General features: G+C 54.0%; 21 protein-coding genes and 1 tRNA gene. 7 read left to right on the plus strand and 15 right to left on the minus strand.

What is annotated here, in order from left to right; genetic code table 11:
- Positions 1-60: 60 nt before the first annotated feature.
- Positions 61-189: a hypothetical protein gene (locus AC0IXH_RS01905; RefSeq protein ID WP_256372240.1), complete on the minus strand. Its 129-nt coding sequence runs from the start codon at positions 187-189 to the stop codon at positions 61-63.
- A gap of 159 nt (positions 190-348) precedes the next feature.
- On the opposite strand from AC0IXH_RS01905, the gene apbE reads away from it, so the two are divergent.
- The 3 genes from apbE (at position 349) to AC0IXH_RS01920 (ending at position 3,798) form a co-directional block, all read left to right on the plus strand.
- Positions 349-1,389, plus strand: coding sequence for an FAD:protein FMN transferase ApbE (gene apbE / locus AC0IXH_RS01910; protein ID WP_471719859.1), 1,041 nt, complete (start codon positions 349-351; stop codon positions 1,387-1,389).
- 23 nt (positions 1,390-1,412) lie between these two features.
- On the plus strand, positions 1,413-2,057 hold the full coding sequence (alkB, locus tag AC0IXH_RS01915) for a DNA oxidative demethylase AlkB (RefSeq protein WP_013203043.1): 645 nt from the start codon (positions 1,413-1,415) through the stop codon (positions 2,055-2,057).
- Positions 2,058-2,145: 88 nt separating this feature from the next.
- On the plus strand, positions 2,146-3,798 hold the full coding sequence (locus AC0IXH_RS01920) for a multidrug ABC transporter permease/ATP-binding protein (RefSeq protein ID WP_013203042.1): 1,653 nt from the start codon (positions 2,146-2,148) through the stop codon (positions 3,796-3,798).
- Between the two features lie 15 nt (positions 3,799-3,813).
- Here AC0IXH_RS01920 and AC0IXH_RS01925 read toward each other — a convergent pair whose 3' ends face one another.
- The 7 genes from AC0IXH_RS01925 to AC0IXH_RS01955 all read right to left on the minus strand — a co-directional run bounded on the left by AC0IXH_RS01925 (position 3,814) and on the right by AC0IXH_RS01955 (position 9,975).
- On the minus strand, positions 3,814-4,584 hold the full coding sequence (locus tag AC0IXH_RS01925; RefSeq protein ID WP_471719860.1) for a 4'-phosphopantetheinyl transferase family protein: 771 nt from the start codon (positions 4,582-4,584) through the stop codon (positions 3,814-3,816).
- Between the two features lie 70 nt (positions 4,585-4,654).
- Positions 4,655-4,861 carry a hypothetical protein gene (locus AC0IXH_RS01930; protein ID WP_053144630.1) on the minus strand — a complete coding sequence of 69 codons (207 nt, stop codon included), beginning with the start codon at positions 4,859-4,861 and terminating at the stop codon, positions 4,655-4,657.
- A gap of 144 nt (positions 4,862-5,005) precedes the next feature.
- Positions 5,006-5,833, minus strand: a complete 828-nt coding sequence (locus AC0IXH_RS01935) for a glycosyltransferase family 17 protein (protein WP_471719861.1) — start codon at positions 5,831-5,833, stop codon at positions 5,006-5,008.
- A 332-nt stretch (positions 5,834-6,165) separates the two neighbouring features.
- Positions 6,166-6,242 (minus strand) — tRNA-Pro (locus AC0IXH_RS01940).
- A gap of 84 nt (positions 6,243-6,326) precedes the next feature.
- Positions 6,327-7,850 carry a hypothetical protein gene (locus tag AC0IXH_RS01945; RefSeq protein ID WP_471719862.1) on the minus strand — a complete coding sequence of 508 codons (1,524 nt, stop codon included), beginning with the start codon at positions 7,848-7,850 and terminating at the stop codon, positions 6,327-6,329.
- Positions 7,851-7,974: 124 nt separating this feature from the next.
- Positions 7,975-9,726: an LPS biosynthesis-modulating metalloenzyme YejM gene (yejM, locus tag AC0IXH_RS01950; protein ID WP_013203038.1), complete on the minus strand. Its 1,752-nt coding sequence runs from the start codon at positions 9,724-9,726 to the stop codon at positions 7,975-7,977.
- A 21-nt stretch (positions 9,727-9,747) separates the two neighbouring features.
- A complete protein-coding gene (locus tag AC0IXH_RS01955) occupies positions 9,748-9,975 on the minus strand; it encodes a YejL family protein (RefSeq protein ID WP_013203037.1) in 228 nt (75 codons plus the stop codon).
- A 157-nt stretch (positions 9,976-10,132) separates the two neighbouring features.
- On the opposite strand from AC0IXH_RS01955, the gene yejK reads away from it, so the two are divergent.
- Positions 10,133-11,137, plus strand: a complete 1,005-nt coding sequence (gene yejK / locus AC0IXH_RS01960; RefSeq protein ID WP_013203036.1) for a nucleoid-associated protein YejK — start codon at positions 10,133-10,135, stop codon at positions 11,135-11,137.
- Positions 11,138-11,193: 56 nt separating this feature from the next.
- Here the strand turns inward: yejK and rplY are convergent, their stop codons facing one another.
- Together rplY and AC0IXH_RS01970 are read right to left on the minus strand one after the other, a co-directional pair.
- Complete coding sequence (gene rplY, locus AC0IXH_RS01965; RefSeq protein WP_013203035.1) at positions 11,194-11,478, minus strand: 50S ribosomal protein L25; 285 nt, start codon at positions 11,476-11,478, stop codon at positions 11,194-11,196.
- A 137-nt stretch (positions 11,479-11,615) separates the two neighbouring features.
- On the minus strand, positions 11,616-13,370 hold the full coding sequence (locus AC0IXH_RS01970; protein WP_013203034.1) for a DNA repair helicase RadD: 1,755 nt from the start codon (positions 13,368-13,370) through the stop codon (positions 11,616-11,618).
- 185 nt (positions 13,371-13,555) lie between these two features.
- Here AC0IXH_RS01970 and rsuA point away from each other — a divergent pair, with 185 nt between their 5' ends.
- The 3 genes from rsuA (at position 13,556) to AC0IXH_RS01985 (ending at position 16,117) form a co-directional block, all read left to right on the plus strand.
- Positions 13,556-14,260 (plus strand): 16S rRNA pseudouridine(516) synthase RsuA, encoded by a 705-nt coding sequence (gene rsuA, locus AC0IXH_RS01975; protein WP_105760654.1) that lies wholly within the window; start codon positions 13,556-13,558, stop codon positions 14,258-14,260.
- A gap of 40 nt (positions 14,261-14,300) precedes the next feature.
- Entirely contained in the window at positions 14,301-15,500 is a 1,200-nt protein-coding gene (locus AC0IXH_RS01980) for a Bcr/CflA family multidrug efflux MFS transporter (RefSeq protein ID WP_013203032.1), read from the plus strand.
- A gap of 275 nt (positions 15,501-15,775) precedes the next feature.
- Entirely contained in the window at positions 15,776-16,117 is a 342-nt protein-coding gene (locus tag AC0IXH_RS01985; protein WP_013203031.1) for a YejG family protein, read from the plus strand.
- A 21-nt stretch (positions 16,118-16,138) separates the two neighbouring features.
- Here the strand turns inward: AC0IXH_RS01985 and yejF are convergent, their stop codons facing one another.
- From yejF to AC0IXH_RS02010, 5 genes are all read right to left on the minus strand, one after another.
- Positions 16,139-17,722, minus strand: coding sequence for a microcin C ABC transporter ATP-binding protein YejF (gene yejF / locus AC0IXH_RS01990; RefSeq protein ID WP_053144208.1), 1,584 nt, complete (start codon positions 17,720-17,722; stop codon positions 16,139-16,141).
- Complete coding sequence (locus AC0IXH_RS01995) at positions 17,722-18,747, minus strand: microcin C ABC transporter permease (RefSeq protein ID WP_346594066.1); 1,026 nt, start codon at positions 18,745-18,747, stop codon at positions 17,722-17,724. The genes yejF and AC0IXH_RS01995 overlap by 1 nt, the downstream gene beginning before the upstream one ends.
- Complete coding sequence (locus tag AC0IXH_RS02000; protein ID WP_013203028.1) at positions 18,747-19,835, minus strand: microcin C ABC transporter permease YejB; 1,089 nt, start codon at positions 19,833-19,835, stop codon at positions 18,747-18,749. The genes AC0IXH_RS01995 and AC0IXH_RS02000 overlap by 1 nt, the downstream gene beginning before the upstream one ends.
- Before the next feature lie 10 nt (positions 19,836-19,845).
- Positions 19,846-21,654: an extracellular solute-binding protein gene (locus AC0IXH_RS02005; RefSeq protein WP_471719863.1), complete on the minus strand. Its 1,809-nt coding sequence runs from the start codon at positions 21,652-21,654 to the stop codon at positions 19,846-19,848.
- 87 nt (positions 21,655-21,741) lie between these two features.
- Positions 21,742-23,346, minus strand: coding sequence for a cyclic di-GMP phosphodiesterase (locus tag AC0IXH_RS02010; protein WP_471719864.1), 1,605 nt, complete (start codon positions 23,344-23,346; stop codon positions 21,742-21,744).
- Positions 23,347-23,443: the final 97 nt, after the last annotated feature.

Below are 23,443 nucleotides of genomic sequence, written 5' to 3' on the forward strand. Positions count from 1 at the left end.
GCCTCTGCGCTCCCTCGTTTACCATCCCTCGTATTCCGCTTCATCCCTTCTTTTATTCTCTTAATGGCTTGCGCGCTGATGACGGTGACGTGGACGATTGAGCTGTTTGACGTGCGTCTGCTTGTAATGCTTGTAGCCTGAAAAGATAATCAGCCCCAGACATACGGCAAGGAGTGCGTAATAAATCATGATATCTCCTTTGAAATCATTAAATGGCAGACGTTTATAGCCTGCGTACATCGCCTATCCTGGTGAGCATTTCACACAAGATCAAGTGAGTTTTCAGCGCAGTAGAGGCCGTTTTGCTCATTTTTCGGTCCAATATTTAATACAGGTGTTGTGAGTTATATGAAGAAGAATTGGCTGTATTGTACTGGTCTGACAGCATTTATCCTGCTTTCGGGCTGTGACGATCATAACCAGAGTCGCGACAATTCGGCGATGGTGCTGGAAGGAAGCACAATGGGAACATTCTGGCGAATTAGCCTCGCTGGCGTGGCGTCAGAACGTAAAGCGAGCCTGCAAAAAGCAGTTCAGCAGCAGTTAGACGAGGACGATCGCCAGCTCTCAACCTGGAAAAATGACTCCGTTCTGTCGCGTTTCAATCAGTACCGCGGCAGCGATCCACAACCGGTGAGCGAAAATATGGCGGATATCGTCAGCCTTTCCCTGCGCATTGGGCGGAAAACCGCCGGCGCGATGGACATCACCGTGGGGCCGCTGGTCAATCTGTGGGGATTCGGGCCGGATAAACAGCTGGTAAAAGAGCCGACTCAGGCGCAGATCGATGCGGCAAAAGCGCTGACGGGATTGCAGCATTTACGGGTGATCCAAAAAGCGGAAGGCGCTTATCTGCAAAAGGATTTGCCCGGCCTGTATGTTGATCTCTCAACCGTGGGGGAAGGTTTTGCCACCGATCATCTGGCCAGACTGATGGAGAAAGAGGGCATTAACAGCTACCTTGTTTCCGTGGGCGGCGCCGTGCTGACCCGGGGGAAAAATGCCCAGGGCCAGCCGTGGAAAGTGGCTATTCAGAAGCCCACCGATCGCGAAAATGCGGTGCAGGCGGTGGTCGATCTGCAGGGGCATGGCATCAGCACCTCCGGCAGCTACCGTAACTATTACGAGCTGAATGGCAAACGCATCTCACATGTGATCGACCCCGTCACCGGCCGGCCGATCCAGCACAAGCTGGTTTCTGCTACGGTTATTGCCACCACCGCGCTGGAGGCCGATGGCTGGGACACCGGACTGATGGTGTTGGGCGAAGAGAAGGCCAAAGCGCTGGCGCTGCGAGAAAATCTGGCGGTCTATCTGATAGAGAAGCAGGGCGAGGGTTTCAGTAGCTGGATGTCACCGCAGTTTAAGGCGTTTATCGTGCAACCGTAGGGCGACAGGCCTGAGGAATTAACATGCTGGATTTGTTTAGTGAAGAAGCACCGTGGGCCGAACCCCTGGCAGAGGGCGCGGTGATCCTGCGCCGACGGGCCAGAGAACACGCCGGCGAACTGATGCGGTTAGTCGAAGAGGTTTCTGCCCGCAATCCGTTTCACCACCGGATTACGCCTGGTGGACACCGCATGTCGGTGGCGATGACCAACTGTGGGGATTTTGGCTGGTCAACGGATTCACGCGGCTATCAGTACAGCGAGCGCGATAATGCCAGCGGTCTGCGCTGGCCAGCGATGCCGGATCGTTTTCGCCAGCTGGCAAGAGAATGCGCTGACGAGGCGGGTTTTGCACAGTTCAATCCTGATGCCTGCCTGATCAACCGCTACGAGCCGGGGGCAAAATTAACCCTGCATCAGGATAAAGATGAACAGGACTTAAAGCAGCCGATTGTTTCGGTCTCACTGGGGTTGCCGGCGGTGTTTCAGTTTGGTGGCTTCGATCGTGGCGACGCCACGCAACGGGTTCTGCTGGAGCATGGCGATATCGTGGTTTGGGGCGGTCCTTCACGTCTGCGTTTTCACGGCATATTGCCGCTGAAGCCCGGAATACACCCCTTAACCGGCGCTTTTCGCTACAATCTGACTTTCCGGCGCGCTTTTCGATAAGCGATCCGGAGTCAGATGAGAATTATTATTGATATCGTCTGGCGACTCATTAAACTGCACACTGCCTTATTGTTACCTGGATGGTGTCATGGAGTTGCTACGCGTTGTTTACCGGCAGTATCGCTGGCCGTTTATTTTGGTTATTGCTCTCAGCCTGCTCAGTGCCGCGCTGGGGATTGGACTGATCGCCTTTATTAATAAAGAGCTGATCGTCGCTCTGAACTCTTCTCTACTAATATTGCCAGAATTTCTCGGACTGCTGCTGCTGCTGATGGCCGTTACGCTGGCCTCGCAACTGGCATTAACCGTGCTGGGACACCATTTCGTCTACCGCCTGCGCGGCGAGTTTATCAAACGTATTCTGGATACCCAGGTTGAACGCATCGAGCAGATCGGCAGCGCACAGCTATTAGCCGGGCTAACCAGCGATGTGCGGGCCATCACCATCGCCTTTGTCCGTCTGCCTGAGCTGATTCAGGGGATTATCCTGACCATCGGATCGGCGGCTTACCTCGCCTGGCTCTCGCCACAAATGCTGTTTGTCACCGCGGTGTGGGTTGCTATCACCATTATTGGCGGCTGGCTGCTGGTGTCGAAAGTGTACCGCCACATGGCCAAACTTCGTGATATTGAGGATAACCTCTACACCGATTTCCAGACCATTATAGAAGGGCGCAAAGAGCTGGCGTTAAACCGTCAGCGTGCCCAGCTGATTTATGAAACGGTCTATCAGGAAGATGCCCGTAATTATCGCCATCATATCGTGCGTGCCGATACCTTCCATTTGAGTGCGGTAAACTGGTCGAACATCATGATGCTGGGTGCCATTGGGCTGGTGTTCTTTATGGCCAACAGCCTCGGCTGGGCAAACACCGCCGTTGCGGCAACCTATTCACTGACCCTGCTGTTCCTGCGCACGCCGCTGCTTTCTGCGGTGGGCGCGTTGCCGACACTGCTGACGGCTCAGGTGGCTTTTGACAAGCTGAACACTTTCCAACTTACGGTATACCATCCCGACTTTATTGTTCCTCAGGCTGCCAGCAACTGGAAGACGCTTGAACTGCGTAATCTGGTGTTCCATTACGGTGAGCAGGGATTCGAGGTTGGGCCGATAAACATGACCCTGAAGCGCGGCGAGCTGGTGTTCCTGATCGGCGGTAACGGCAGCGGAAAATCGACGCTGGCAATGTTACTGACCGGACTTTATCGCCCGGTATCCGGTCAGATCCTGTTGGATGGTGAAGAGATCGACGGCGCGAATAGGGAGAAGTACCGCAGCCTGTTCTCGGCGGTATTTACCGACGTCCACCTGTTTGACCGCTTAATTGATAATCAGGGACATGCTGCCGATCCGGCCAAAGTTCAGGCCTGGCTGGCGCGTCTGCAAATGCAGGACAAAGTGAAGCTGGAAGGGAACAAAGTCCTGAACCTGAAGCTATCTAAAGGGCAAAGCAAGCGCCTGGCGCTGCTGCTGGCGACCGCTGAGCAGCGCGATATCCTGCTGCTGGACGAGTGGGCCGCCGATCAGGACCCGCATTTCCGCCGCATTTTCTACCGGGAGTTGCTGCCATGGCTGCAGGAGATGGGCAAAACCGTGTTTGCTATCAGCCATGATGACCACTATTTCCTGCACGCGGATCGCCTGCTGGAAATGCGTGAAGGTAAGCTCAGCGAGTTGACCGGCGAAGAGCGTGAACTGGCGACGCTGGATGCGGTGAAGCGCACGGATGTGGTGAGCTAGAGCCGGGCGTTGGCGTCAATCAATAATCCAGGTCAGCACCTGTTCTGCCTGCACCTCAACCTGCCCGCTAAAGACTCTGCCAGCCGGGAAGTCGCTGGCAAATGAATCGGTCAGGTGCAGCTGTACCTGGCCGGTTGCCGGATGCAGAGCCGTGATCTCTGCGGCCCTGAAATCCATCGCCTGTCTGAGTAGCGGAAAGAGGGCCTTATACAGGCTCTCTTTAACCGAGAATGCCAGCGTCAGCGCGGTGGCGAAGGGCAATCCACTCTCCAGCAGCGTCTGTTTTTCCGCCGGCGACACAATCACACTGTGCATCTGTTCCGCGGTTTCCGCTGGCAGGATATTCTCGCAATCTACCCCCAACAGAAGCCGATGCTCTGCTCTGGATAGCAGCACGACGATGCTCTGATGGCTGTGAGACAGCGAACCTGAAATGCCGAACGGCCACACCGGCGCGCGATCGCCGTCATTGGACAGTATCGCCGCCTCAATTCCCATGCGACTCAAAGCATTACGCACCACCACCCGGCTGGCGAGATATTCCGCCCGGCGTTTGCGCACCGCTTGAGTTAAATGCTTCGGGCTGGGGATACCACATGCGACAAATAACCGCTCATCAAAGCGGGAAAGATCGAAAGCCGCTTTTATCAGCACCGTCTCTGGTCGATCGGCTGGCGAGCAAAAACACACATCGGTAATAAAGCCATCGGACTCAGGCAAGGCAACAGAAATAAGGGGAACGCCACAAGGGATTGTCAGAAGGGGGAATGCGCTATGAGGTGTCACCGAATACCTAACCTGCTTATCTTTATAAAGCGTAATTTAAGCAGGTTAGATTCACGATAGCAAAAACTGACTACTCGTTAGACGGGATTGCGAAGTTTTTCAGGGAAACGACAAAGTGTTCGTTGCCGCGGGAGATTTTCGCACCCCGGTCGCACCAGTGGCTTGCCAGCCTGAAAAAGTCATCACTATCAATATCATACGCCAGCTCTACTTTATTGATGCCGGAGTGCAGCATCTCTTCTGCATCTTTAAAGTTTCTTGCTTTGATTATCGCCATTTTATTCACCCGGTATGTGGTGTTGGTTTTGCCATAAAAGTGTAGCGACAGCATATGTTAATCGTGTGACAGTTTTGTTTCAGTGTGCCGGATTGAGACTTTCGCCACGTATTGTGAAATGAAAGTCTCATCAAATCAGCCAGTTTACAATTTCAGGAACTGGCTGAAGGCCTGCTGATTATCAACCAGGTGGCAGGGAAAGGTGCTGTGGGATAATGGTTGGGCAACCAGCTTTCTGTCCCGTCCCCAGATATCTTCAGCCTGCGCAATCACCTTCATAATGTGTTCCGGGTTGTTAAATTCCGGCAGATCGTATTCGGTGTGCGAAATTGACGACATTTTCTCAGCGATGCGTTGTGGCGTCATAATCCAGGAGAAATGCCAGCCCCCTTGCTGGATAACCCGGGTATTCCACTTTAACCACCGCCACTTCAGCCAATTTTTTCTGATGGCCGAGCGCTTCACGTTACGCAGCATCTCGGGCTGGCCGTCAAAGAAGTTGACCAGATTCTTGTAGCTCAGGGCTTTAGGTAGCTTGCACTGACGAGGCGTATCGTTGGTGTTGAATACCTGAAGATTGAACTGATAATTATAGAAATTCTGGTAAATGGTGGTGCAGAGCTCGCTGCCACGAATGGTAGGAATGACCTGCGGATTAAAAATCTCGTCAACGTCAGAAATCAAAATCAGATCGTCAGGACGGGCTTGCTTCAACCCATCCATGATGGCATTACGCGTATCGGCTTCATTTTGCCAGGCATCCGCATGAGGGGGACGATCGAAAACAACATAGATGATTTTATCGGCAAATTCTGCGAATTTATCCCGGTCGAAATTCAGCGGTTTTGGCTTGCCGGTAAAGGTGTGTGTGGACTCAACGATAACAAACTTGTCGACGACGTCAGACAGGGTATGCAACCGTAACGACAAAAGCATATCTTCGTCATAATATAAAAAACAGTCGTAAATCATTCGCGTATTCAACCAGAGTAATTTGGATTTTGTTTATAATCAATAAGATGTAACCACTAACGACGTGGTCTAAACATCAAAAAAGTAACCGTGAAAATATATAATAATGGTTAAATTTATTAGTTAACTCATTATTCAATATTTATATTTATAATGCCGTTAAATATTCTAGCAAAAATCACACATTAAGCGTGGTTATATTGCTAATTCATTCAAAAAATGAGCTGGAGCTTGCACATTCTGGAGTCAGGAGAAGAGGGGGGTATTGTGCAGGGTCACAGAAATGCAGGCAATAAAAAAGCAGCTATGGCTAGCTGCTTTGAAGGAGGTTTTGGTCGGCACGAGAGGATTTGAACCTCCGACCCCGGACACCCCATGACCGTGCGCTACCAGGCTGCGCTACGTGCCGACACGTGGGGTTAATACTACTCAAAACAACGTTGATTGCAAGTGGCCGGTTGTGTGAGTGCTATGAATTTAAACACCTTTATCGCTATTTAATGAGCGGGATCTTGTGGTGATAAACGAAGAACGTCATGTCCTGGAAGGTCAGCATTTCATCGGGTTCACCCAGCTGGTGCCGTATGGCGTCCAGTTTGCTGATGGCCTGGGTATCCGCTTCTGAGCTCTTCACCGCCGGGATGGCCACAAACTGGCGATCGGGAGATTTGCTGACGTAGTCGTCGGTCAACCATGACTTCATGGTTTGCAGGCGTATCGTATCGAAGAGGATCCGGTTATCCGTGGTGTCAAAGAGCACGGGGCTGATGTGGATCCTGCCGTCAGAAAGCCAGTTAACGTTGTTCGACAACTTCCAGTAGTCACCATAACCAAAGGTAAGATTATTTTTCTCAAGGAAGTTAATGTAATCATAGGTTTGCTGTTGCTGATCGTAAATCGGCGTTTTATTTTGCTGATAGGAATAGAGCGAAGAAGCGATAAACAGCGCGAAGACAATTATCACAGGCCACTTTTTAGAGAAAGCATATCCCAGCGCAGACAGGGCAATGGCAAAGCAGACGACGTTAACAAAGAATCTGGCGCTGATCTCGGCAGGGGAGTCGTAGCTGATAATGAAAGAAGAGACGATCGCCGCGATGGTTAGTAAACTAAAGCCAGCAACAAACACCGCTTCCTTGCCCTTTCGCAGACACAGCAAGAAAGAGTAAACAAACAGCACCACCCATACCAGCAGCGAAATAACATACGCGTAAGGGCTGTCAACGAACAGAATATTCAGGCTCTTACCCAGAATATGGATTGCCCACTCCGTGTTGACTGCCCACTGATCAAACGGCATCAGATGAAAACGCTGAATAGGTAAGCCGAACAGCCTTTGCACCACGTGGCTCATTGAAACAATAAAGCTGACGGCGAAAATGACCGGGATTTTCTTCTGCAGGCTACCTTTCCAGGCGAAATAAGCCTGTACCAGCAGCAGTGGCAGGAAATAGGTCGCCAATAACCACGGATCGGATATGGAAGCCAATAGCGCGATCAGGCTACAGACAACGGCCAGTGTCGTTGAATTTCTCTTCAGATTCAAAAAGCACAGGGCAAAGGTCAACACACCAAAGAAGTTGGTAGAGTAATGCGAGAAGGGGTGTGCAGCGAAGCCAAACGTATAGACGTAGGCAGGGAAAAGGATCAGGCTCAGTAAGGCTATAAGCGCAAACCAGCTCTTTTCAACAGTGTAGATAACCAGCGCCAACATGAACGCGGTCAGGCCGATGAACAATGAAGTCGATAACATCAGCGGCAATATGCCGTCGTTATTCATCAGCAGGAAGAAAACAAAATTTACCGGATAGGTGGTGAAGTACCAGTTATCTGGTGTAGGCGCCCAATCCCTGAATGCAGACAATCCTTCGGAAAGCAGTGCCCGCCAGACCAGTGAACTGTTGGCGCCATCAGGATCGATGGGGAAATAGCGTGAGGTCAGCAGGGTCGAAATAACTAAAGCTAATGCCAGCATGAACAGCAGAATGAGTAACTTTTTGAACCTGAATGTAGACATATATTTGACCTATAGATCCATTAAACACAGCGTATTGATTCGCCATTGCGACTTAAAAAGAGAAAATGCAGTCAATAAAAAAGCAGCCATTAGCAGCTGCTTTTTTCAAATTTTTGATCGCCTGTCAGTTAGCGATAAACCGCTTCTCTTCTGTCAGTACCTGCAGCAGCAGGCCCAACTGAGGTTTATGGTCTTTCAGGCGATGACCATTCTTATCCCACGCGGTGTAGCTACCGCTGTTATCCAACACCAGCGTCACGTCAGGGGTGGTGATCACCAACTGGCGCTCGTTGGTGCTGGCTACCCAGTCATGGCGGCGCTGCGCTGCGAACAGATCTTCACCCTGAGAATAGTCAGCCGCAGGGGTGCTGACATGCAACAGGCGCTGCATCAGCGTGGTCATAATATCCTGATGGTCGGTCAGCTTGTCCACCTGCTGCGCTGGCGTATTCGGCCAGTGAACAATCAACGGCACCTGAAGATTTGCGCGATTGCCCAGACTGTCATCGCCATCTAACGCCACGCCATGCTCGGCGGTGATCACCACCACGGTTTTATCCAGCAGGCCTTTCTCCTGCAGCGTGGTCAGCACTTGCTGGATTTGCTTGTCCACATCGGCCGCAGTGCGGTTATAGCGGCGGGCAATATTCTTGCCGCCATTGTCCGGGGTGTCGTTGCCATCCAGCGAAAGATAGGAGAACCACGGCGAGCTTTGTGATTTCTGTCCTTCAAGCCAGCGTTGCCATTGCGCGGTGGTTTGCGCATTGGACTGCGGCTGCGAAGGCGGCAATGAATAATCCGCTAACAGCGCCTGACGGTATAACGGTGAGGCAAAGCCATCCGCAGCAAACAGGCCAAACTGATAGCCCTGTTTGCCCAGTGAATCCACCAGCGCAGAAGGAACGCGGTTGGAGAGCACGCCGTCCATATAGCTGGCGGAAATACCGTAAAACAGGCCAAATAATCCACTGTCTGCATTGTTGCCGGAGCTGTAATGCTGCGTGAAGCGGACGTTCTGCTGAGCAAATTGCGCCAGATGCGGCAGCGATTTGGCTATCGTCGACTCATTCAAACCGTCGACGGTGATAATCAGTAAATTACTGCCGGTGCCCTTATCGCGGAAGGTGATGTCGTTCAGCGGATAGGCCACGGACACCGCTTCAGGATTACCCTGTTGCACCAGCCGGCGCTGATACTCCTGAGCATCCAGCAGACCGTGCTTCTCAAGGAAGCGACGCGCGGTCATTGGATAGGATAAAGGCAGATTGGAACGCTGCATGGTAATCGGGCGATAGAAGTTGGCGTCAGCCCAGATATACATCAGGTGGCTGGTAAAGAACGCCACAATAAACAGCACCGCCAGCGGCTTACCGAAACTGCGCCGGTTAAGGCTGCGCAGCTTCTGCCAGCTCCAGGTGGCAAACAGCATCTCTACCAGGAAAATAGCCGGCACGCTGATAAACATCAGCTGCCAGTCACGTGCCATCTCGGTCTGATCGGGATTGACCACCAGCTCCCACACCACCGGATTAAGGTGCAGGTGGAAGCGGTTAAAGACGGCACTGTCGATCAGGATCAGCGTCAGGCCAGCCGTGGCGATAATGGCCGAAAGGAAGCGCAGCAACCTCTGGGACATCACCACAAAGGTGAGCGGGAAGACGATCAGCAGATAGGCGGCAAAAACGATAAAGCTGAAGTGACCCATCCAACTGGTGAACGCATAAATGCGCCCGGCCAGCGAGGCTGGCCAGTCGGAGACAAACAGGTAACGGCTGCCAAGAATAAAGGCAAAGATGATATTAAAGAGGGCGAACCAGTGCCCCCAGCTAATCATCTGGGAGACTTTCTCTCGGTAGCGCTGCCGATTGGTTACCATAACAGGGTCAGGATCATCAAATTAATGGGCTTTATCGTCGCGCACGGAAGCCTGTAAAGCCTCGGCGAACGAGCGTGCCAGCGAGCGGCGTTGAGCCGGTGCTACGCTGGTATTTAACAAATTGGTAACCATATTTCCCAGTACCATCAGGGAAAGATCGGTTGGGGCCTTGTCTTTTTCAAGTACATGGGCCAGTTCAGCGAGGAGTTTCTCCACGCGGTCGTCACTGTAGCGAGATGATTGTGGCATAACGTCGAATTTATTGAGTATTAAAGGGCGGCATCTTACCGTAAAACCGGGATTTTTTCTGCACTTTTATCGTCAGTATCAGGTTAATGTTGTTGCCTGTTGATCGTAGCGACACTCGGTGATTGAATACGCGCCTACGTTAAAAGGAGAGTCTACCATGAGTCTGGATATCGAGCAGATTGCCCTCCACCAGCTGATCAAGCGCGATGAACAGACGCTTGAGCTGGTGCTGCGCGAATCGCTGCTGCCTGCCAATGCGCCCGTCACCGAAATGATGGAAGAGTTGCACCGCGTTTACAGCGCCAAGAGCAAGGCTTATGGCCTGTTTAATGAAGAGAGCGAACTGGCGGATGCGTTGCGTAACTGCCGCAAAGGCGAAGACGATTTTCTGGCTTTCAGCCGGGCAGCCACCGGTCGCCTGCGTGATGAGCTGGCCAAATACCCGTTCGCTGAAGGCGGCATCGTGCTGTTCGGCCATTATCGCTATCTGGCGGTAGAGTATTTGCTGGTTGCCGTGTTGAACAGCCAGAACAGTATGCGCGTCAATGAAGCGCTGGATATCAGCAGCACCCATTATCTTGATATCAATCATGCGGATATCGTTGCACGCATCGATTTGACGGAATGGGAAACCAATCCGGAATCCACCCGCTACCTGACCTTCCTGCGGGGGCGCGTGGGCCGCAAAGTTTCCGACTTCTTTATGGATTTCCTCGGTGCCAGCGTCGGTCTGGATACCAAAGCGCAAAACCGGGGTCTGTTGCAGGCGGTTGATGACTACTGTTCTGAGGCCAGCCTCGATAAAAACGAGCGGCAGAACTACCGTCAGCAGGTGCACAGCTATTGCAGCGAGCAGTTAAAAGCCGGTGAAGAGATCGAGCTGGAAGGCTTGTCCAACGAGCTGGCGCCGCTGGGCGAGAAAACCTTCCAGGCGTTCACTCAGGAGCAGGGTTACGAGCTGGAAGAGAGCTTCCCGGCCGATCGCGGTACGCTGCGTCAGCTGACCAAGTTCGCCGGAAGCGGCGGCGGAATGACGCTGAACTTCGATGCGTTGCTGTTGGGCGAACGAATTTTTTGGGATCCGGCGACCGACACGCTGACCATTAAAGGCACGCCACCAAACCTGCGCGACCAGCTGCAGCGTCGGAGCAGCGGCGGTTAAGGCAAAAAAAAACGCCGCATAAGCGGCGTTTTCTTCAAACGATTTCGGTCAGGCGATTAAGCGCGAACGAAGTCGATGTGGTGCAGTTTTGGCTTGAACGGGTGACGCTGAACAGCCTGCACTTTTACTTTTTCTTCTTTACCGTTGACGACCAGGGTCAGAACGTCAGTGTAGAAACCAGGCTTAGCCTGGATGTTCATTACTGAGTCGTGATCCAGTTCGATAGCTATTGGTGCAACTTCACCGCCATAGATGATGGCTGGGAATTTGTTAGCTAAACGCAGGCGGCGGCTCGCACCCTTGCCCTGCTCTTTACGTTCTTCAACATTGATAGTGAACATTGTTCAATCTCTTTATCTGATGATCCTGTTACAGGCGACCCAGCAACAGGTTGGAGTGTTCAACTTTTGCATTAGCAAAAGCGGGGCGAAGTATAGCCCAACTAAGGCTGTGCGGGCAATGTATTAAAGCGGATGCCTTAACGAAGTTCGTTGGCGCGGCGGTAGCGGCCCTGATAATCGAACATCTTCTCACGGATCTGCCAGTAATGACGCTGCTTGCGGGCCACCACAAAGTCCGGCTGGCGCAGCAGCGGCTGCAGGGCGACGATATCCGCAGCGGTTTTCCAGCCGAGCGGCACGCCCGGCGCACGCTGGTGCGGACGCAGGAAAATCTGTTCGAAGGCGGTTCGTTGCGCCGGCGTGGTGAGTCGGAACCGCTCGCTGACTTCCGTTGCCTCTTCATCGTAATAGCGCGCCTTCAGCCATTCTCCCTTCTCATCGGCACCGCTTTCCAGCACCATCGCGGCACACCGCAGCACCAGCGCATCCTTCAGTTTCAGCGCCGCCTTCAGCATATCGTCGGGATCGACGAGGATCGCGTCACACTGGTGACATCTTCGCGCGGCAATATCGTTTTCGGCATTACAGTGCGGACAGCTTTTAAAACGGAAGCGGAAATCGCACTGTTCGCGTTCGCCGTCATCGTCCTCCAGTACGCCCTGACAGCGGCGGCCAAAATGCTCGATGATGGTGCCATCGGCGGTGGTTTTTCCCCAGAAGGTATTGGCAAAGCCGCAGGCAGGGCAAAACACCTGCACCGGCTGGTTATCGCTTTTGCCTTTCGGCGCGCCAACTTCCGGGGTGAAAATATCGTGGGGATTGCCGGCATAATCGAGGATCAGACAGTCGGTTTTTCCTGGGGACAGGCGCAATCCCCGCCCGACGATTTGCTGATAGAGGCTGACCGATTCCGTCGGCCGCAGGATGGCGATCAGATCGACATGCGGGGCATCGAAACCGGTGGTCAGCACCGCAACGTTGACCATATAACGCAGTTCGCGGGCTTTAAATGCGGTAATCAGCGCATCGCGCTCGGGGCCTGGCGTTCCGGCGCTGATCAGCGCTTTACTGCCGGGCAGCAGGCCCAGCACCTCTTTCGCATGTTCAACCGTTGAGGCAAAAATCATTACGCCCTGGCGATCCTGCGCGAACTCGACGATCTGCTGAATGATATGCGGGGTGATGCGCTGTTGCTGCTTCAGTTCCCGGTTGAGATCGGCTTCGCTAAACAGGCCATTCTCGTTGGCGGTCAGACGGCTGAAATCGTATTGCACCACCGGCATATCCAGCCGTTCAGGCGGCACCAGAAAGCCATGCTTAATCATATAGCGCAGCGGCAGTTCATAGATGCAGTCGCGGAACAGCGCGCGTTCGTTGCCGCGCACCATACCGTGGTAATGGAACTGGTAAATCCAGCCTTTGCCGAGCCGGTAGGGCGTGGCGGTCAGGCCCAGCAGACGAAGGTGAGGATTGCGCTGGCGCAGATGCGCGAGGATTTGCTGATACTGGCTGTCGTCGGCATCGCTGATGCGGTGACATTCATCGACGATCAGCAGGGTGAATTCCGCATCGAACTGCGCCAGATTGCGTGCCACGGACTGCACGCTGCCAAAGACCACTTTGCTGCGGCTCTCTTTGCGTTGCAGCCCGGCGGCAAAGATATCGGCTTCCAGACCGTAAGCCTGATATTTGCTGTGATTTTGCGCCACCAGCTCTTTCACATGCGCGAGGACCAACACCCGACCTTTTGCCAGACGGGCAAGTTCAGCAATCACCAGACTTTTGCCCGCACCGGTAGGCAGCACGATAACGGCGGGCTGATGGGAGCGACGGAAGTAGCTGAGCGTGGCATCAACCGCTTCCTGTTGATAAGGGCGTAGGGTAAACGACATGAATTTTCAGGCAATCTGGGAGCAAAACCGCATTATGCCACGAAAGCAGCATTGATGCCTGTCAGCCTCTGTGCCTGAGGCCTAACTCCCGATATACTGTGGGTTCATTTCGAGATTCTCTCTTCAAACGTGCCGGTTAGCGGTGCGTCGGTTTCATTCTCATTTAAACAGGCAGTGCAGATTTAATGCGACTTGATAAATTTTTGTCTCAGCAACTGGAAATCAGCCGGGCGATTGCCCTTCGTGAGCTGCGGGCTCATAAAGTCACCGTAGACGGGGAAGTGGTCAGGCAGGGAGCCTTCAAGCTCAAGCCGGAAAACCAGGTAGAATATGACGGTAATCCGCTGCACCTGCAGTTCGGCCCGCGCTACTTTATGCTGAACAAGCCACAAGGCTACGTCTGCTCTACTGACGATCCGGATCATCCTACCGTGCTGTATTTCCTCGAAGAGCCCACCGCCTACAAACTGCATGCGGCAGGGCGACTGGACATCGATACCACCGGCCTGGTACTGATGACCGATGACGGTCAGTGGTCACACCGGATTACGTCTCCTCGCCATCATTGCGAAAAAACCTACCTGGTAACGCTTGAGTCACCGCTTGCCGATGACACCGCCGCGCAGTTCACGGCGGGTGTACAGCTGCACAACGAGAAAGACCTGACCAAACCCGCCACGCTGGAAGTGGTCAGCGAGTGCCAGGTGCGTCTCACCATCAGCGAAGGACGCTATCACCAGGTGAAACGGATGTTTGCAGCGGTGGGTAACCACGTTGTGGCATTACACCGTGAGCGCATTGGTGCCATTGTGATGGATGAAGACCTGGGAGAAGGGGAATATCGCCCACTGACGGCAGAAGAAATTGCCAGTGTGGTCGTTCCCCGCTAATAACATTTAAAGATCAAACCGGAAGTGAGGAGCAATGAGGGTGCGTAAGGACAAGAACTCATCAGTGGGACTGGTGGTGATCCTCGGCCTGTTGGCCATGTTAATGCCGTTGTCGATTGATATGTATCTGCCTGCGCTACCGCAAATTGCTCGTGAATTCGGGGTGTCGGCAGGCAGCGTGCAGATGACGCTGAATATCTACATTCTTGGATTTGCCCTGGGTCAGCTAATTTATGGCCCGCTGGCCGACAGCTTTGGCCGCAAACCGGTGATTGCCGCCGGCACGCTGATTTTTGCCGTCGCGGCCGCGGCCTGTGCGATGTCGCAAACCATCGACCAGCTGATCTTTATGCGCCTGTTGCATGGCCTGTCGGCGGCGGCCGGGAGCGTGGTGATCAGTGCGTTAATGCGTGATACCTACTCGAAAGAGGAGTTTTCACGCATGATGTCGTTTGTGATGCTGGTGACCACTATCGCCCCGCTGATGGCGCCGATTGTCGGTGGCTGGCTGCTGTTGCTGTGGAGCTGGCACGCCATTTTCTGGACCATCTCCGGCGCGGCTGTCATCACCACCGTGCTGGTGGTCACGCAGATTAAAGAGACGCTTCCCAAAGATAAGCGGCAAAAATTCCATCTGCGCACCACGATGGGTAACTTCCTGTCGCTGTTCCGCCATAAGCGGGTATTCAGCTATATGCTGGCCAGCGGCTTCTCGTTTGCCGGGCTGTTCTCTTTCCTTAATGCCGGGCCGTTTGTCTATATTGAGCTGAACCACATCACGCCGCAGGATTTTGGCTACTACTTTGCGCTTAACGTGGTGTTCCTGTTCCTGATGACCCTGCTGAACAGCCGTTCGGTGCGCCGTTTCGGCCCGCTGGCGATGTTCCGCTTCGGGCTGCTGGTGCAGTTCACCATGGCGGTGTGGATGGTGATCGTCAGTGCGCTTAACCTTGGCTTCCTGCCTCTGGTGTTTGGCGTGGCAATGTTTATCGGCTGCGTGGCGATGGTGTCATCGAATGCAATGGCGGTGATCCTCGAAGAGTTTCCGCATATGGCGGGTACCGCGTCTTCACTGGCCGGGACGTTACGCTTTGGTGTCGGTGCGCTGGTGGGGGCGTTGCTTTCCACGCTGTCATTCCAGAGCGCCTGGCCAATGGTGGGATCTATCTTTATCTGCGCGACCCTGTCCATCCTGCTGTTCATCTACGCCACCCGTCCACGTAAGGGCGCGGCTGCCTGATACCGACTGTGCGTCGCAAGGCGCACAGCTTATTCCCTGTCACATCCCTTCTTTCCAGACCTTGCCGGAATGCTTTACCCGCACTAATGTTATAGATATGTGAAAATAACCCAACGAAAAGTTACCTTCATGCAACAAAAGGGGTTGTTATCACGCCGTTAACGCGGTAAATATAACGTTAAAATGAGAGGTACTTCTCAAAAATAAGCCATTCTCATGGCAACGTTTACGGCTTTGGCCGCTGGAAGACTGCAGTACCGGTCTGGGGAGTTCGGGTGAATACGTTACAACATTCGGTGGTACACCGTTTACCGCAAAGTTATCGTTGGGGCGCAGGGCCAACCGGCACCTGTGTCGAACCGCTTATTCTTAACAGCATCACTGCCGATGACGATCTGGTCGGTCTGACGCTGCTCAGCCATCAGGGCGCGCAGGCGTGGGACATCATGCAGATGATTAAAGACGCGCTGGCTGAAATCCAGCTCGATTGTGCCGTGGTGGAGTGGGGAGGGGAACCTTGCCTGTTTGTCTCACGTCATGATGAGTGCACCACCACCTGTCGGCTGAAAAACTTCGGCGTGGGCATTGCAGAAACCCTTAAAGACTCTTCTGCCTGAACGTATCAGGCAGAGAGTGACTCAGGCCAGTGACAGCAGCTGGCGGGTATAGTCGGCTTTCGGGGCAGCGAACAGCTGTTCGCACTCTCCCTGTTCCACCACTTCTCCTTCCCGCAACACCACCACCTGATGACAGAGCGAGCGCACCACCTGTAAATCGTGGCTGATAAAGATATACGCCAGCCGGTGGGTGTTTTGCAGTTTTTTCAACAGGGCCAGAATCTGCTTCTGCACCGAGCGATCGAGGGAAGAGGTCGGTTCATCCAGAATGATCAGCTGCGGTTCAAGGATCAGCGCGCGGGCAATCGCAATGCGCTGGCGCTGGCCACCGGAGAATTCTGCCGGATAGCGGTGGCGCGTTTCCGCATCCAGCCCCACTTCCTCCATCGCCGCAATCACTCTGGCTTCGCGCTGGGCCGCGTTCAGATCGGGATGATGCACCTGCAAGCCTTCGGCAATAATCTGCAGCACGTCAAGGCGCGGATTCAGCGACGAGTTGGGATCCTGGAAAACCACCTGCACCTGACGACGAACCGGCAGCATCTGACGACGATCCCACTGATGAAGCGGCCGATCGTTAAACCAGATCTCACCTTCGGACTGGATCAGGCGGAGTAGCGCCAGCCCGGTGGTGCTTTTACCGGAGCCAGACTCGCCAACCAGCCCAAGACTCTCGCCGGGCCGCAGGGTAAAGCTTAACGACTTCAAAGCATGATGGTAGCCGGTGATACGCCGTAAAAAGCCCTGTTTAATCGGAAAGGCCACCCGCAAATTTTCAACCCGCAGCAAGGGCTTGGCATCGACGTCTGCCGGCTCCGGTCGACCTTCCGGTTCGGCGTTCAGCAGCGCCTGGGTATAGGCATGTTGCGGCGCACTGAACAGTTGTGTGGTGCTATTGGTTTCCACCGCCTGGCCGTTGCGCATCACCACCACATTGTCTGCCAGCTGCCGGACAATCCGCAGATTATGGGTAATAAACAGCAGGCCCATATTCAGCTCCTGCTTTAACTCGCGCAGCAGCGTCAGGATTTGCGCCTGCACGGTCACATCCAGCGCGGTGGTCGGTTCATCGGCAATCAACAGCTGTGGCTGCGTCAGCAGCGCCATGGCGATCATCACGCGCTGACGTTCGCCGCCGGAAAGCTGGTGCGGAAAATCATTCAGCCGTTTCGCCGCCTGGCGGATGCCAACCCGATCGAGACAGCTCAGCATCTCCGCGCGCGCCGCCTCTTTACGCATCCCGCGATGCAGCGACAGCACTTCGTACAGCTGTTTCTCAATGCTGTGCAACGGGTTCAGCGAGATCATCGGTTCCTGAAAAATCATCGCCATGCGGTTGCCACGCAGCCCGCGCAACGTGCGTTCATCGGCCTTCAGCACATCCTGGCCGTTAAACAGGATTTCCCCCTGCGGATAAATTACCGGCGGCGTGGGCAACAGACGCATCATTGACAGTGCGGTCACGCTTTTGCCGGACCCCGACTCGCCGACCAGCGCCAGCGTTTCGCCAGCATCCACCGACAGCGACAGGTCACTGACCACCTGGCGGTCAACGCCCGCCTGGCGGAAGGCAATGCTTAAATTTTTAACGGTCAGCAGCGTCATCAGTACACCTTACTGGGGTCAAAGGCGTCGCGAACCGCTTCACCGATAAAAATTAACAGCGATAGCAGGATCGCCAGCGAGAAGAAGGCGGTGATGCCAAGCCAGGGCGCCTGCAGATTATTTTTGCCCTGCAACAGCAGTTCACCCAGCGAAGGCGAACCGAGCGGCAGGCCAAAGCCAAGGAAGTCCAGCGAGGTCAGCGTGGTGATCGAGCCACAGAGGATAAACGGCAGATAGGTCAGCGTGGCGACCATCGCGTTGGGCAACATGTGGCGCGACATGATTTTACGGTCGCTGACGCCCAGCGCCTGCGCAGCACGAATGTAGTCGAAGTTGCGGGTGCGCAGAAATTCCGCCCGGACCACGCCCACCAACTGCATCCAGCCAAACACCACCGTAATTGCCAGTAGCCACCAGAAACCCGGTTGGATGACGCTCGACAACAGAATAATCAGGAACAGCGTTGGCATCCCGGACCAGACTTCAATAAAGCGCTGGCCCCATAAATCCACTTTGCCGCCGTAATAGCCCTGCGAGGCGCCAACAATCACCCCAATCACGCTGGAAATCAGCGTCAGCATCAGGCCAAACAGCAGGGAGATGCGCATACCGTAGAGGATGCGCGCCAGCACATCGCCGCCGTTGGCGTCGGTGCCCAGCCAGTTCTGCGCTGAAGGTGGGGAAGGGAAGGGCACCGTGGTGGCAAAGTTAATGGTGCCGTCACCGAAGCGGATCGGCGCCCAAATCGCCCACCCTTCCTTATCAATACGCGACTTCAGCCAGGGATCCTGATAATCCGCTGCGGTGGCCAGCGGGCCGCCAAAATCGGTTTCTTCATAATCGATGACCAGCGGGAAATAGGTGCGGTCGTGATAATGCACCAGCAGCGGCTTGTCGTTGGCCAGCAGCTCGGCACCCAGGCAGAGCACAAACAGCACGGCAAAAATCCACAGCGACCAGTAACCGCGGCGGTTATGACGGAATCGCGCCCAGCGCGCCTGATTAACGGGGCTTAAGCGGCTCATTATCGTCCCTCAAAATCAATGCGCGGATCGACCAGCGTATAAGTGATATCGCTAAGGATATTCAGCAGCAGGCCAATCAGCGTGAAAATATACAGCGTGCCAAACATCACCGGATAGTCGCGCTGAATAGTGGCGTCATAGCCCAGCAGGCCGAGGCCATTGAGTGAGAACATCACTTCGATTAACAGCGAGCCGGTGAAAAACATACTGATAAAGGTGGCCGGGAAACCGGCAATCACCAGCAGCATGGCGTTACGGAACACGTGGCGATAGAGAATTTTCTTTTCATCCAGCCCTTTGGCTCGGGCGGTCACCACATACTGCTTGCGGATCTCATCCATAAATGAGTTCTTGGTCAGCATGGTCAGGGTGGCAAAGCCGCCAATGACCGTGGCAATCACCGGCAGCGTAATATGCCAGAGATAATCGCCAATCTTGCCGTACCACGGCAGCGAATCAAATTGCGCTGACACCAGGCCGCGCAGCGGGAACCAGTCCAGATAGCTGCCGCCGGCAAACAACACGATCAATAAAATACCGAACAGGAAGGAGGGAATGGCATAGCCGATAATGATCAGCGTGCTGCTCCAGATATCGAAGGCGCTGCCGTTGCGCACCGCTTTTTTGATCCCCAGCGGAATGGAGACCAGATAAATGATCAGCGTGCTCCATAACCCGAGGGTGATGGAGACCGGCAGGCTGTCCTTGACCAGCTGGAGCACCGAGCTGCTGCGGAACAGGCTGTCGCCAAAATCAAAGCGGGCATAGTTCCACAGCATGGTGAAGTAGCGTTCATACAGCGGCTTATCAAACCCGTAGCGTTTAGTGATCTCAGCGATCACTTCCGGGTCTAAGCCGCGCGAGCCGCGATACTGGCTGTCACCGGGATTGGCACTGAGTTTGGCCCGGCTCTGACTTTCACCGCTGTTGCCGCCCGGCATGCCGGTGGTCTGGCCAAACTCAATATTCGCCAAAGCCTGATCGACCGGCCCACCGGGCGCAATCTGCACGATAAAGAAATTGATGGTGATGATCGCCCACAGCGTGGGGATCACCAGCAGCAGTCTGCGGAGTAAATAAGCGCCCAATCCTGACTCCTTAACGACGTTGGGCCGGCAGCTGCGCGGCTTTGTTCACATCATACCACCAGTTATCGAAGCCCAGAGAATAGGTCGGGCGGGTCGATGGCATTGAAAACTTATTCCAGTAAGCATACCGGTTGGTGGCGTTATACCACATCGGGATCATGTAATAACTCCAGGTCAGCACCCGATCCAGCGCGCGACCCAACGGCAGAAGTGCCGCTTGATCACCCTGATGCTGATTAATCTGGGCGATTAGCCCATCCAGTACCGGGTTCATCACATGCGGGCGGTTATAGCTGGAACTGATAAAAGAGGACGCCCAGTAGAATTGCAGATTGCTGTCCGGAAAGGTCATCGCCGGGTAGGGCGAGGGCAGCATATCAAAATCACTTTTGCGCAGGCGGGCAAGATACTGCGAGCTGTCGACTTGGCGAACGTTCAGCGTGATGCCCAATCTGCTCAGGGTATGCTGGAAAGGCAGTACCCACTGATCGTTGCCGCCACTGCGCAGCAACAGTTCAAAGTTAAAGGGCTTGCCGGTTTTCACATTGGTCAGCTTCTGATTTTTAAGCTCCCAGCCGGCCTGTTTCAGCAGCGCCAGCGCCTTAAGCAAATTCGCCCGGTCATAGCCGCTGCCGTCGGTTTTCGGTGGCTGATAAATTTGCGAAAACACCTCATCCGGTATTTTGCCTTTTAAGGGGCCCAGCAGCTCAAGCTCTTTGGCATCCGGATAGTTTCGCGCGGCATATTCGGTGTTCTGGAAATAGCTGTTGGTACGGTTATAGGCATGGTAGAACAGCGCTTTATTCATCCATTCAAAATCAAAGGCGAGGGAGATCGCTTCCCGCACCCGACGATCGCTGAACTGCGGTTTTTGCACGTTAAACGCCAGCCAGCTGCTGGCAGTGGCCACATCATTCGGCTGTTCGTCTTTGGTAATAAAGTGATTCTCAAAGTTCTTGCCGCGATATTGCGTTGCCCACTTTTTGGCCGACCCTTCGGTGCGAAAATCAAAGGCACCGGCTTTAAAGGCTTCAAAGGCCACGTTGTCATCAAGGTAATAGTCGTAGCGCAGCGTATCGAAATTAAACCGTCCTTTATTCACCGGTAAATTGGCGGCCCAGTAATCCTTCACGCGAGAATAGGTGATCGACTGGCCCACTTTATACGCGGTAATGCGATAAGGGCCGCTGGATAACGGCGGGCTGGCGAGCGGTTCGCCCAGATTGTGATCCTTCCAGAATTTCTCTGGAAATACCGGCGTCGAGAGCAGGGAAAGCATTTTATCGCGATCGCTTTCAGGCAGTTCAAAGCGCACGGTCAGGCGGGAAATGGCTTTCGCCGTCACGCCTTTATAAAACACGCGATACTGCGGCACGCCTTCGGTCATAAATTTGTGAAAGGTGAAGGCAACGTCGTCGGCGGTGATCGGCGATCCGTCCTGGAATCGCGCCTGTGGGTTCAGCGTCACTTCCACCCAGCGGCTGTCATCCGGATAACGGGCGAACTCGGCAATCAACGGATAATAGCTGCCGGTTTCATCATCGGAGGTGGTGAACAGGGAATCATATAAGGTGTCTGTACCGGCACCGGGATTGCCGCGCATCGCAAAGCGGTTGAAGTTGTCATAGGTGCCAATCGCCGACAGCGTGACGCTGCCGCCTTTGGGCGCAGCAGGATTGGCATAGTCGTAGTGGGTGAAGTCGGTGGCGTATTTGGGTTCACCGAGTTGCGCGAAGGCATAACTCTCATTGATATTTTCAGCCTGGGCGACGGCAGCCGTCACGCTGAAGAGTAAAAAAGTAAACCAGCGCAATATCATGGTGTTATTCGGCTCCGGGAGAAAAAAAACGCACTGTGCAAGCGTAGCAGCAGGAGAACAGGCGAAGCAATGCGTAAATCCCGCTCTTTACGCTTCCAGACAGTCGTTGGCCGGCAGGGACACAGGCCCCCGCGCCCGCTCTTCATTAAAATATTCAATCAGCTGGGAAACCGTACGCGGGCGGCTGAAATAAAACCCCTGCATATAGGTGACACCGTGCTGAAGCAGCCACCTGACCTGCTGCTGGGTTTCCACCCCTTCGGCAACGGTGCGTAAATTAAGCGTTCTGCCCAGCGTTAATACGGTATCCAATACCGGTGAGGTAACGGTTTGCAGGCCAATACTTTGCACAAAGCCGCGATCGATTTTTAAATAATCGAACTTAAACTGTTCCAGATAGATTAACGCGCTGTGCCCGGTGCCAAAGTCGTCAATGGCAATGCGGATCCCCTGCTGGTGGATCCAGTCGAACACTTCATCAGCATTATTCTTTTCCACCATCGTCCGTTCGGTAATTTCGAAAATGTAGCTGAAGTGGTTAACGGGCATCGAAGCCAGCCAGTTTTTCACGTCCTGAATAAAACCGGCATCAATAAGGTGCTTAGGAGAAAGATTTAATCCGAGGCTCACGCCGGCAGGCACCGCATGGCGAAATTTGTGCGCATCCCTGGCGACCAGCTGAAACAGATGACGGGTCAGCGGGATAATCATATTTTTCCCTTCGGCATAGCTGATAAAGGTATCTGGCGAGATAGGGCCTTCCGTTGGGTGCGTCCAGCGCAGCAGCGCTTCCAGTCCTACTGCTTTGCCGGTGGAAACTTCGACCACCGGCTGATACTCCACATGAAACTCACCGCGCTTAATACCCAGCAGGATCTCCTTGCCGGGCTTTATTTTCAGCGTCATCAGCAGGAAGCAGCCGCTGCCGCCGAGCAGACCCAGCAGTAACCCCGCCAGCAGGATCAGATTGATATCCTTTGCCGGCAAGGTTTTGCCATACAGCAGCAGGGTCATGTCATAGCCAGGAATGGCGATGGTTTTAAGTGGGGAAGCGGGGAGGTTTTTAACCGAAATGACCCGTCGCTGCCAGGTGGTCAGCGCGTTATTTCCTGCCACGATGGCCATACCACTGACTTCCTGCTGCGTTGCGGCCATCAGCAGATAATCGGTGAGGTTAATATTTAGCGTGGTCAGGACACCACTTCCCTGCGCGCCTGGGCCTTTTAACCACAAGGCAATCGCCGGTTTACCGGGCACCATTGGCGTGTCGGCAAGGAGTTGGATATCTGACGCGTGACTGGTTTGCGTGTCGGGTGACAGCCGGGAAACGGCGACCTGCATGGTGCCAGTCGCGGAAGAGCAAAAGGCGATATTATGACTGACCAGTAAAATGGCACGGATATTACCGGCAAAGGCGGCCTTCTGCGTCAGCGTACTGTTTACCGCAGGGCAGGAAAGGGTGGTGACTGAGAGTAACGGTGCCAGCGTTTGCCGCAGCTCCGTTAAAGAATGAATGACGTAATTTTGGGTTTCGCTGGCCAGCCGGTCATGATTTCTGGCGCGCTGGTGCCAGAGCAAAAGCAGGGTAATGACAGTAAAGAGAAAAAATAATATGACGCCAATAGCGGCACTAAACTGGGCAATCTTGCGCGGATTGGTCACATGCCGCGTTATCGTTTTTGTCAGTGGCATTGTGGGGATCTCCGGGGAGCGCCGTTTTTTATGTCCCTGTAAACCAAAAAAAACGCTGCCGAAGCAGCGTTCTGTTATCTCGTTTTTCCGCGGACTT

This window comes from Erwinia sp. AC075 (assembly GCF_979253995.1).